The organism is Arthrobacter sp. E70, assembly GCF_058266945.1.
This window is the reverse complement of the sequence record NZ_JBYQFR010000011.1, coordinates 48,973-59,950: the sequence shown is the minus strand read 5'-3', so window position 1 is coordinate 59,950 and position 10,978 is coordinate 48,973. Positions and strand designations below refer to the sequence as shown.

The following is a 10,978-nucleotide window of genomic DNA, read 5'->3' as shown; positions in this document are numbered from 1 at the left end:
CGCGTGAGCCCTGAACCAGACACCACCCGCTCCTTGGTGGCGGCCGCTGCCGACGGCGGGACCTTCCTCCTCCGGCACGCCACCCGGTCGGACCTGCCCGCGATCGTCCGGCTGCTCGCCGATGATGCAATGGGTGCCGGACGGGAGTACGGCACGGACATGGCCCCCTACGAGAGCGCCTTTGACGCGATCCACGCCGACCCGGCCCACCTGCTCCTCGTGGGGGAGCTGGTGCCGCAGGGGGAAGAAGCGGGTGCGGTGGTGGCCACGTTCCAGCTGAGTTTCCTTCCCGGCATCTCGCGCCACGGCGCATGGCGCTCGCAGCTCGAGGGCGTGCGGGTGGCCGGGGCGCTGCGCGGGCAGGGCATCGGAAAACTGATGGTGCAGTGGGCCATCGACGAGTCCCGGCGCCGCGGCTGCAGCCTGGTGCAGCTGACCACCCACGCCAGCCGTACCGCGGCACAGCGGTTCTACGGGCGCATGGGTTTCGAAGCGAGCCACGTAGGGATGAAGCTGGCCCTTTGACCGTTGACTGTTAGGTACCCTAAATGTTAGGGTACCTAACGATGAAAGATGCAGAACTGCAGGAGCTCGCCAGCGGGTTCCGCGAAGCCCTCCGCCACAGCGTCTACCTTGTCCGGCGTCTCGACGCCGATGGCGAGCTCAGCGCCGCCCAGCTCAGCACCCTCAAGATGCTGCTCGGTGATGGCCAGCGTGTGGGCGAGATCGCCCGGAACCTCGGCGTCCGCGTGCCCAGCGCCACGGAACAGATCATCAAGCTCGAGCGGGCGGGGCTGGCCCGCCGCGAGCCGGATCCTGCGGACTCGCGTGCCGTCCGGGTGGTCCTGACCGCTGAAGGGCGCGCCGCCGTCGAGTCCGCGAACCAGCGGCGCAACGAGGTGATGGCGGGCCTCCTCAGCACCCTCACGGACAAGGACCGGGCCGCGTTGGCGGCAGCGCTGCCCGTCATCGACAAAATCATCAACGCAGCCCAGAACTGACTCCCCCGACAACTAGGAGCACCCTCCATGGACGGCCAGCTGGCAGAAACCCTGCAAGCACCAGAAACCATCCTGAAGGCCGAAAAGGCCTCTATCCTGAAGCAGCCGAAGGCGGTGTGGGCCACAGCCCTCGCCGCCGTCTTTGCCTTCATGGGCATCGGGCTTGTGGACCCGATCCTGCCTGCCATTGCCACCAATCTGGACGCCAGCCCCAGCCAGGTGTCCCTGCTGTTCACCAGCTATTTCCTGGTCACCGCGGTTGCCATGCTGGTCACCGGCTTTGTCTCCTCCCGGATCGGGGGCAAGCGGACCCTGCTGATCGGCCTGGCCATCATCGTGGTTTTCGCCTCGTTCTCGGGCCTGTCCGGCAGTGTCGGTGAGCTCGTGGGCTTCCGCGCCGGCTGGGGACTCGGCAACGCCCTCTTCGTCGCCACCGCCCTGGCAGTGATCGTGGGCGTCGCCAGCGGCGGCGCCGGGACGGCCATCATCCTCTACGAGGCGGCCCTCGGCCTGGGCATTTCCCTTGGCCCGCTCCTGGGCGCCCTCCTGGGCGGCTGGCAGTGGCGCGCACCGTTTTTCGGCACCGCCGTCCTCATGGCTGCCGCCTTTATCGCCCTGATCGCCCTGCTGCCCAGGACGCCGCTGCCTGAACGCAAGGTGCGCCTCCGCGACCCCCTCCTCGCGCTGGGCCACAGGGGACTGCGCACGACGGCGGCGAGCAGCCTGTTCTACAACTACGGCTTCTTCACCATCCTGGCTTTCACACCGTTCATCCTCGGCATGGACGCGTACGGCATCGGCGGAGTCTTCTTCGGCTGGGGCGTTGCCGTGGCCGTCTTCTCCGTCTTCGTCGCACCGGTCCTGCAGAACCGTTTCGGTGCCGTGAAGGTGCTGACCGGCACGCTGTTCCTGCTCCTGCTGGACCTGGCCGGGCTGGGGCTGGCGGCCGGGCACTCGGTGCCTGCCGTCGTCGTGCTGGTGATCGTGGCGGGCGCCCTGCTCGGCGTCAACAACACCATCTACACGGAACTGGCCATGGGTGTCTCCGACTCCCCGCGCCCCGTGGCCTCGTCCGGCTACAACTTCGTCCGCTGGATGGGCGGTGCCCTGGCGCCGTTCGCGGCCGCCCAGCTGGGCGAGCACTTCGGCCCGCAGGTGCCGTTCTTTGCCGGGGCCCTGGCCATGCTGATCGCCATCGCGATTGCCTTCGGCGGCCGTTCGTACGTCTCGGCGCACGAACCGCACCTGGTGTAGCACCCGCCAAAACGGCAGACCCTCCATCAGCTGATGGAGGGTCTGCCGTTTAAGTGCGGAAGCTGACGGGCGTTGTTACGCCTTGGCGGAACCCTTGGGCACGAACAGCGTCTCGGCCTGCTCCAGGGACATGCCGTTGGTCTCCGGCACCTTGAACATGACAAAGAAGAAGGACGCCGCCGCGAACAGGGCGTACATGGCGTACGTCAGCGGCAGTGAACCGGAGGCCATCACCGGGAAGCTGAGGGTGATCGCAAAGTTGGCCACCCACTGCGCGGCGGCGGCCAGGCCAAGGGCGCGGGCGCGGATCCGGGACGGGAAGATCTCTCCCAGGAGCACCCAAACGAGCGGCCCCCAGGACGCGCCGAAGCTGACCACGAAGATGTTGGCGGCCACCAGCGCCACGGGACCCCACGCCCCCGGCAGGGTGATATTTTCACCCGAGCCGACGGCGGAGGAGAACGCCAGGGCCATGGCGCCCAGGGACACCGCCATGCCCACCGACCCCGCGAGCAGGATGGGACGGCGGCCAACACGGTCCACCAGGGCGATGGCCACCAGGGTCACCAGGATGTTGGTGACGGAGGTTGCCACGGAGATGGCCAGTGAGTCCTTCTCCTGGAACCCTACGGCCTTCCACAGGGTGGTGGAGTAGTAGAAGATCACGTTGATCCCCACGAACTGCTGCAGTACGGACAGGATGATGCCCACCCATACCACTGCCTGCAGGCCGAAGGTCTTGCCGCGGAGAGATCCCTTCTGGCCGGCCAGCTTGTCTTCCTCGATGGCTTCCTGGATGTCGCGGATGTGCCGGTCCGTGTCGTCGGAGGGTGCAATGGAGTCGAAGACCTTCCGTGCTTCTTCTTCCTTGCCCTTGAATACCAGGAACCGCGGGGACTCGGGCAGGGTGAAGGCCACCCAGCCGTACACGACCGCGGGTGCGGCTGCGGCCAGGAACATCCACCGCCACGCTTCGATGCCGAGCCAGAGCCTTTGGTCCGCGCCGCCTGCGGACGTCGCCAGGAGCGCATCGGACAGCAGGGCGGCGAAGATACCGGTGGTGATCGCCAGCTGCTGCAGCGACGCCAACCGGCCGCGGACCTTCCGGGGGGAGATTTCGGAGATGTAGGCCGGGGCGATCACGGATGCCAGGCCGATGCCGAGGCCGCCCACCAGGCGCCAGAACACCAGGTCCCACACGCCGAAGGCGAAACCGGCGCCCAGGGCGCTGACCAGGAACAGCAGTGCGCCGAGCTTCATGGCGGGAACGCGGCCGTGGCGGTCGGCCACCTTGCCGGCAAGGAACGCGCCGGCCGCGCAGCCCAGCAGCGCGATGGCCACGGCGAAGCCGGTCACCGCCTCGGAGAGCGCGAATTCCTCCTTCATGGCATCCACCGCGCCGTTGACCACGGACGAGTCGAAGCCGAAGAGGAACCCGCCCACCGCCCCCGCGAGCGCCAGCCAGATCACCCGCCGCGGTATCCCGGTGGTTGTCTGCTCCTGTGCAGTGGGCATGGTTCTCCCTGGGTCTTGGGTTTGATGGATGCGGTGCGGACGTCGTCGGCTGCGGTACCGGCCAGAGAGCCGGCGCACACGCGCCTAACAGTGTGGCACGTCACGGCGCCTCGATCCACTCGGGCTCCCGTCACACCCGGCATGCTTTCGGCCGGCTCTTCTGGTGGAAAGCGCGAATTTCCGGGGAAACAGAACGGGAGGCAGCCCGAAAGGCTGCCTCCCGTGACGCCGATGCGGGGGTTGGTCCGCTAGTGGGCGATGGCGGCGGCAGTGTCCTCAGGCGAGGCCTTTTGGTCCGTCAGCTTCTTCCGCGGGAGGGCGAAACTGATGAGGAACGCCAGGCCGGTCAGCGCAGCGGCGGTCAGCATGACGGTGTCGATGGCGCCGGCGAACCCCTCGGTGATGGGCCGCGTCAGCGTGCTGTTGGCGGTGTGCAGCCAGCTGGTGTCGTTCAGGGAGTCGTTGGACGCGCCGTTCCTGAAGAAGTCGTACAGCTTCGCGTTGGCGGGGTCCGACGCCACGGCAGGGTCCTTGAGGACGGCCAGGTAGGCCGGATCCGTGGCCGCGGTCTTCATGCCGTCGGCAATCCTGTCAGCGGCCAGGCTGAAGAGCATGGAGATGAAGACGGCGGTTCCCACCGCCCCGCCCATGGAGCGGAAGAAGGCCGCGGAGGACGTGCCCACGCCCATGTCGCGCGGCGGAACCGAAGTCTGCATGGCCAGGGTGAGCGGCTGCATGCAGAAGCCCAGGCCGACGCCGAAGAAGACGGCGATGACGCCGGGCACCCAGAGGCCGGTATCCACCTGCAGGGACAGGCCCATCACGATGGCGGCGGCGGTGAGGATGCCGGTGCCCATGATGGGGAAGATGCGGAACGTGCCGGAGGCGGAGATGGTGCGGCCGGCGGTGATGGAACCGAACAGGATGCCCACCGTGAAGGTGATCATCATCAGGCCGGCCTCGGTGGGGGTGAGGCCCTTCACCAGCTGCAGGTACATGGGCAGCATGGCGATGGCACCGAACATGCCGATGCCGATGATGAAGTTCAGCAGCGAAGACAGCCCGAACGTGAGGTTGTGGAAGAGCCGCAGGGGGATCAGGGCATAGTCCCCGGCGCGCTTCTCGGCCAGCAGGAACCAGGCGATGCCGACCACGCCCAGGCCGTAGCAGAGGAAGGAGCTGACCGAGGTCCAGCCCCAGCTGCGGCCCTGTTCGGCCACGAGGAGGAGCGGAACGATGGCCACGGTGATGGCTGCGGCGCCCCAGTAGTCGATCTTCTGCTTCAGGTGCTTGGCGGGCAGGTGCAGGAACAGGAACACCACCACCAAAGCGGCAAGGCCAATGGGCAGGTTGATGAAGAACACCCAGCGCCAGCCGTCAAAGCCCAGGATGTTGGCGGAGCCGGCGAAGGCGCCGCCCACCACCGGGCCGAGGACCGAGGAGATCCCGAAGACGGACATGAAGTAGCCCTGGAACTTGGCACGGTCCTTGAGCGACACGATGTCGCCGATGATGGTCAGCGCCAGGGCCAGCAGGCCGCCGGCGCCCAGGCCCTGGATGCCGCGGGCCACGGCCAGTTCGGTCATGGAATGCACCGACCCCGCGTAGAGGGAGCCCACCAGGAAGATGGCGATGGCCGCCAGGTACAGCGGGCGGCGGCCAAAGATATCGCTCAGCTTGCCGTAAAGCGGAGTGCTGACCGTGGACGTGATGAGGTACGCCGTGGTGGCCCAGGCCTGGAGCGAAAGCCCGTCCAGGTCGTTGGCGATGGTGTAGATCGACGTGGAGACGATGGTCTGGTCGAGCGATGCCAGGAACATGCCCAGCATCAGCCCCACCATCACGGTGACGATCTGGCGTTGGGTCAGAGTCTCTCCGGCGCCGGGCGCGGCAGTGGCTTTGGACATGGGTGCTCCAAGGGAAGAAAAGGATATAAGCAGTGATAGTTGCTTTCAGTAACTATCTTACCTGCTCTTTCTATTCCCTTGCCTGCCAGGTTTTCCCTAGGGCTCCACGAGGATGCCGTCCGGATCGCACCAGACGGTGGCTCCGGGACGGAAGGTCACGCCGTCGATCACTACGTCCACGTCAACCTCGCCCGCACCGGTCTTCAGGCTCTTCTTCGGGTTGCTGCCCAGGGCCTTGACCCCGAGGTCCAGCTGCGCGATGGCCAGCCGGTCACGGATGGCGCCATTGATAACGACGCCGGCCCAGCCGTTCGCCACGGCGCTTTCGGCAATCATGTCCCCCATCAGGGCGGTCCCCAGCGATCCGCCGCCGTCCACTACCAGCACCGCGCCGTTCCCGGGCGAGCCGAGCGTGGATTTCACCAACGCATTGTCCTGGAAGCAGCGGATGGTCCGCACCGGACCGCTGAAGTGCGTCCGGCCGCCCAGGGACTGGAACTGCAACGACACGGAGGCCAGTTCATCGCCGCGCTCGTCGTAGAGGTCTGCGGTGTTGACACTGGTGCCTTGGGCGGGGGTGGGTGTGCTCATGTGGTTCTCCTTTGTACGGCGGACCTGGAGTACGGCTGGACGGACTAAGGGAGCCGCATCACGGACAGCCCCTTAGGGCCCACGATAGTCTGGTTCCACCGCCAACCGGCCGCACCAGGGGGAGCCAAGCCAATGAGTCTGCCAGATATGCCCGCCGCCCCGGACGGCACCTCGGATGGCACAAGCACGACGGCGGCGCTCGCCGAGCCCGCGGAAAAGGTCACCGCGCGCTGGATCGCCGGCCTGGTGCTGGTCAATGTTGGCATCAACGCCGCGTTCTTCGGACCCATCAACGTCTTTATCGCCCAGCAGGCCATTGGCATCGACGAAGTCAACAAGGAAGCCATCGCCTCCCTTGTACTTGGGTGCGGGGCCGCCGTATCCCTGGTTGCCAATCCGCTCTTCGGTGCGCTGTCCGACCGGACGGTATCGGGTTTCGGCCGGCGTTCCCCCTGGGTCCTGGCGGGTGCCATCCTGGCCACGGCAGCGTTGCTGGCATTGTCCGGGGCCACGGCTGTTGCCCTGATGGTGCTTTTCTGGTGCCTGGTCCAGCTGGGCGCCAACGGGGCCTATGCAGCCATCACCGCCGCCATTCCGGACCGTGTGCCGGTGCTTCAGCGCGGCGGCGTGGGGGGACTGGCAGCTCTGGGCCAGACGGCGGGGATCCTCCTCGGCGCGGTCTTCGGGGCGGTGGTGTCCGGGAACTTCATGGTGGGATACACGATGTGTGCGGCCGCCTTGCTGTTCTCCGTGCTGCCGTACCTGTTCCACCGGAATGACCCGCCGCTGCCCAGGGAGCTCCGCCCGCAGTTCTCGTGGGGCAATTTCCTCCGCGGCTTCTGGATCAGCCCGGGCCGTCACCCGGATTTCGCCTGGGCCTGGCTCACCCGCTTCCTGGTCAACGTCTGCAACCAGCTGACCATTGTGTACCTGATTTTTTTCCTCACGGACGTCATCAAGCATGAGAACCCGGCGCTGGGGGTCCTGACCCTTACCGGCATTTATGCGGTGTTGGTGATGATTACTGCGGTGATCGCGGGGCCGTGGAGCGACCGGGTGGGCAAGCGCAAGCCATTCGTGATCGCCTCCTCCGTCATGATCGCCATGGCGGGCCTCACCATGGCGTTCTTCCCCGTATGGACCGGCGCCCTGATTGGGGCCGGCATCCTGGGCATCGGCTACGGCGCCTACCAGGCCGTTGACTTCGCCCTGCTGACGCAGGTGCTCCCTCAGGCCGCAGATCGTGGCAAGGATATGGGTGTCATTAACGTGGCCGCCTCGCTGCCGCAGGTGTTCGCGACGGGCCTCGCTTTCCTCGCGGTGACGCAATTCGGCGGGTACGGCACGCTCTTCACTACCGCCGCTGTCATCGGCCTGCTCGGCGCTGTCTTCGTGGTCAAGATCAAGGGCGTGGACTGACCCCGCCGCCGCCCGACCATAAGGCTGCTGACGAATTAGGTCACAGACGTGTGCCGTATAGTTGACGCGGACTGCAGGGCGGTATGGATGGGGGCGCTCCAGGCAGCAGGCCCCTACCAGACGACCCCGGAATGCTGATGCCCGAGACTTTTTCAGATCATCCGCCCATGGCCGCCAGGCCGTCCGCTCCCCGCCAGCGCCTCCGGTATGCGCGGATCCTCGATACCGCCGCAGGGTTCGCCCGCAAGGGGCTCGACTCGGTGGAGTTGTCCGTGGTGGCCGAGAAGGCTGACGTACCGCTGGGCACCCTGTACCGGTACTTTCCCTCGCCGACGCACCTGATGCTCGCCCTGTACCGGCACCAGCTCGATGAGCTGCAGGCTGGCGCCCCGGGGTCGTCCGCCCGCTTCCGGGGGCGCGCCCTGTCCGGCCTGCTGATGGAGATCTTCCACATGCGCGTCATGCAGCCGGCGGTGGAACAGTGCCTGAGCCGCGGAGTGTATGTTCCGGACAGGGACACCACGGAGCTCCTGCGTGAGATCGACGCGCTCAGCGAAAAGCTCGTCTTGGGAGCCAGTGGGGATGCGGTGGGCGCCCGGGTCCTGCTCCTGACGGTCACTGGTCTGGTCCAGTCCGTCCGGAACCGCCGGCTGTCCCTGTTCGAGGCGGAAGAAGACCTGAAAAAGGCGTGCGCCCGGCTGTCGCCCGCTGCGGAATCAGGGTTAACACTTCCCAAAAGTGCGTAATCGGTCTAGACCAATTGGCCATTAAATCGGCCATAATGGCGTGACGCGCCTCACTAAAAGCATTGACTAAACGTTTTGGCGCCCGTATTAGGTGCTTCCTGCGGTCCGTCGCGGCCTCCGGGCTTGCCTACGATGGTGCCACCGGAGCAACAGGGAGTGAACATCCCCCGCGTTCCCACGGACCCGCCACCCCTGGGTTTCCTGTCGCACCATTTCCCCCGCTTGGGCCCGGCCGGGCCCAGGCCCCATGAGCCGTGTGCCCACGGCGAGCACCAGGAGACAACGACGTGTCCATTGACGCAATCACCGCCATCGACGATTCCGCAACCGCACCGCTGACCGAAGACGAGATCTTCAGCGCGCACCAGGGCGGCAAGCTGACCATTGGCACCACCGCCCCGCTGTCCAACAAGCGGGACCTGTCCATCGCCTACACGCCCGGCGTCGCCGAGGTCAGCCGCGCCATCCACGCCAAGCCTGAACTGGCCCGCACCCTCACGTGGGCTGAGCGCCTGGTGGTTGTGGTCAGCGACGGCACGGCCGTCCTGGGCCTCGGCAACATCGGTGCCAGTGCCTCCCTGCCCGTGATGGAAGGCAAGTCCGCGCTGTTCAAGACCTTCGGCGACCTCGACTCCATTCCCCTTGTCCTGAACACCACCGACGTCGACGAGATCGTGGAGACCCTGGTCCGGCTGCGCCCCAGCTTCGGTGCCGTCAACCTGGAGGACATCTCCGCCCCCCGCTGCTTCGAGCTCGAGGAAAAGCTGATCGAGGCACTCGATTGCCCGGTCATGCATGATGACCAGCACGGCACCGCCGTCGTGGCCCTTGCCGCGCTGACCAACGCCGCCCAGGTGACCGGGCGCGGACTCGAAGGCCTCAAGGTAGTGGTGTCCGGTGCAGGTGCCGCCGGCATCGCCGTCGCCGAAATCCTGCTGGCCGCCGGCATCAGCGACGTCGTCCTGCTGGACTCGCGCGGAGTCATCAACAGCAGCCGCACCGACCTCGCGGCCGACCCCACCAGCAAGAAGGCCGACATCGCCGGCCGCAGCAACCCGCGCGGCGTCAGCGGCGGCCCCGGCGAGGCGCTGGCCGGAGCCGACGTCTTCATCGGCGTCTCCTCGTCGAAGCTCGATGAGGCACATCTCGCCCTGATGAACCAGGACGCCATCGTCTTCGCGCTCTCCAACCCGGACCCGGAGGTCCTGCCCGAGGTTGCCGTGAAGTACGCCGCCGTGGTGGCCACCGGGCGCAGTGACTTCCCCAACCAGATCAACAACGTCCTCGCGTTCCCCGGCATCTTCCGCGGCGCACTGGATGCCGGTGCCCGCCGCATCACGCCGGCCATGAAGCTGGCAGCCGCCCGGGCGATCGCCGAACTGGCCGCCGAGGACCTCTCGGCCGACTACATCGTGCCCAGCCCCCTCGACCCGCGCGTGGCCCCTGCCGTCACCGCAGCGGTGGCGGCCGCCGTGGAAGCTGAGTAGCACTTCCCAGCGGAAATCACGACGGCGGCGCCTCCTTGCGGAAGGAGGCGCCGCCGCGCGTTCCAAGCAGGGGAGCGCGTTAAGTCCGGCCCCTAGACTGGGGCCATGAGTTCCGAGACAGTGGTGACCATTCTGTGCGGCCTGGCAATCCTGGTGGGTGTGGCCGGCACCATCATCCCCGTCCTGCCCGGAAGCGTCCTGATCGGCGTGAGCCTGCTCGCATGGGCCATCTGGGGCGGTGCCGGGACGGCAGGATGGGTGGTCTTCGCGGTTGCCATGGTCTTCGTGGCGGCCGGCATGGCGGCCAGCGCCGTCCTCACCGGCAGGAAACTCAAGCAGCATGCCATTCCCAGCCGCAGCATCGTCGTTGCCCTGGTTGCCGGCGCCGTGGGGATGTTCATCATCCCCGTGGTGGGGCTCTTTGCCGGGTTCGCCGCCGGCCTGCTGGCCAGCGAATTCCTCCGCACCAGGAATATGTCGACGGCGGCGCGCTCCAGCTGGGCCGCGCTGAAGGCCACCGGCCTGGGCATGCTCGCCGAGTTTGGGCTGGCATGCCTTGCGGCAAGCACCTGGGTCATTGGGGTGTGGGTTGCCGCGGCCAACGGATGAATCCGTTGCGCACGGGCCCGCCCGCGGGTACAACCAAGGCATGAGCCACCCAGCTTCAGACCGGGACCTTGCCCGTGAAACCGTCCACGCCTGGATGGAAAAGTACCAGGCGGCGTGGACGAGCAACGATGCCGACGACATCCGTGCCCTCTTCACCAGTGACGCGGTCTACGAGACGCGGCCCCACGACCCCGAACCCTGGGAGGGCCAGGAAGGGATCGTTGCGGGCTGGCTCGCCGCCCGCGACGAGCCGGCCGACTGGACGTTCAGCTGGGAGCTGCTTGGGGCCGACGGCGGCACTGCCTTCGTCAAGGGTGTCACCACGTACTCCGGCGGCCGGCCCACCTACGACAACCTGTGGGTCATCGGGTTCGACGGGTCCGGCCGCGCCAGGTCCTTTACCGAATGGTTCATGGCGCGGACGTGACGAATCGTCCCGGCTAGCATGG

Annotated in this window: 11 protein-coding genes; 8 read left to right on the top strand and 3 right to left on the bottom strand. The window is 67.1% G+C overall.

The window, feature by feature from the left end; translation table 11 throughout:
• Window positions 1–3 precede the first annotated feature (3 nt).
• The 3 genes from AC3IMC_RS14805 to AC3IMC_RS14795 are packed head-to-tail and all read left to right on the top strand — an operon-like array spanning window position 4 to window position 2,255.
• Entirely contained in the window at window positions 4–525 is a 522-nt protein-coding gene (locus AC3IMC_RS14805) for a GNAT family N-acetyltransferase (protein ID WP_490919308.1), read from the top strand.
• 41 nt (window positions 526–566) lie between these two features.
• Window positions 567–1,001: a MarR family winged helix-turn-helix transcriptional regulator gene (locus AC3IMC_RS14800; RefSeq protein WP_490919307.1), complete on the top strand. Its 435-nt coding sequence runs from the start codon at window positions 567–569 to the stop codon at window positions 999–1,001.
• Window positions 1,002–1,028: 27 nt separating this feature from the next.
• Entirely contained in the window at window positions 1,029–2,255 is a 1,227-nt protein-coding gene (locus tag AC3IMC_RS14795; protein ID WP_490919306.1) for an MFS transporter, read from the top strand.
• 75 nt (window positions 2,256–2,330) lie between these two features.
• Here AC3IMC_RS14795 and AC3IMC_RS14790 read toward each other — a convergent pair whose 3' ends face one another.
• The 3 genes from AC3IMC_RS14790 to rraA form a co-directional block, all read right to left on the bottom strand.
• Window positions 2,331–3,770, bottom strand: a complete 1,440-nt coding sequence (locus AC3IMC_RS14790; protein ID WP_490919305.1) for a sugar porter family MFS transporter — start codon at window positions 3,768–3,770, stop codon at window positions 2,331–2,333.
• A 248-nt stretch (window positions 3,771–4,018) separates the two neighbouring features.
• Window positions 4,019–5,677 carry an MDR family MFS transporter gene (locus AC3IMC_RS14785; RefSeq protein ID WP_490919303.1) on the bottom strand — a complete coding sequence of 553 codons (1,659 nt, stop codon included), beginning with the start codon at window positions 5,675–5,677 and terminating at the stop codon, window positions 4,019–4,021.
• A gap of 96 nt (window positions 5,678–5,773) precedes the next feature.
• The gene (rraA, locus tag AC3IMC_RS14780) at window positions 5,774–6,268 is read right to left on the bottom strand and encodes a ribonuclease E activity regulator RraA (protein ID WP_490919302.1); all 495 of its coding nucleotides are present in this window, start codon (window positions 6,266–6,268) and stop codon (window positions 5,774–5,776) included.
• 132 nt (window positions 6,269–6,400) lie between these two features.
• Between rraA and AC3IMC_RS14775 the strand changes: the two genes are divergently transcribed.
• The 5 genes from AC3IMC_RS14775 to AC3IMC_RS14755 all read left to right on the top strand — a co-directional run bounded on the left by AC3IMC_RS14775 (window position 6,401) and on the right by AC3IMC_RS14755 (window position 10,956).
• Complete coding sequence (locus tag AC3IMC_RS14775; protein ID WP_490919301.1) at window positions 6,401–7,687, top strand: MFS transporter; 1,287 nt, start codon at window positions 6,401–6,403, stop codon at window positions 7,685–7,687.
• A gap of 137 nt (window positions 7,688–7,824) precedes the next feature.
• Window positions 7,825–8,433: a TetR/AcrR family transcriptional regulator gene (locus AC3IMC_RS14770; protein WP_490919300.1), complete on the top strand. Its 609-nt coding sequence runs from the start codon at window positions 7,825–7,827 to the stop codon at window positions 8,431–8,433.
• Between the two features lie 287 nt (window positions 8,434–8,720).
• Window positions 8,721–9,920 carry an NAD(P)-dependent malic enzyme gene (locus AC3IMC_RS14765; protein WP_490919298.1) on the top strand — a complete coding sequence of 400 codons (1,200 nt, stop codon included), beginning with the start codon at window positions 8,721–8,723 and terminating at the stop codon, window positions 9,918–9,920.
• A gap of 105 nt (window positions 9,921–10,025) precedes the next feature.
• Window positions 10,026–10,529, top strand: a complete 504-nt coding sequence (locus AC3IMC_RS14760; RefSeq protein ID WP_490919297.1) for a DUF456 domain-containing protein — start codon at window positions 10,026–10,028, stop codon at window positions 10,527–10,529.
• A 40-nt stretch (window positions 10,530–10,569) separates the two neighbouring features.
• Window positions 10,570–10,956 carry a nuclear transport factor 2 family protein gene (locus AC3IMC_RS14755; protein ID WP_490919296.1) on the top strand — a complete coding sequence of 129 codons (387 nt, stop codon included), beginning with the start codon at window positions 10,570–10,572 and terminating at the stop codon, window positions 10,954–10,956.
• The last annotated feature ends 22 nt before the right edge of the window (window positions 10,957–10,978 follow it).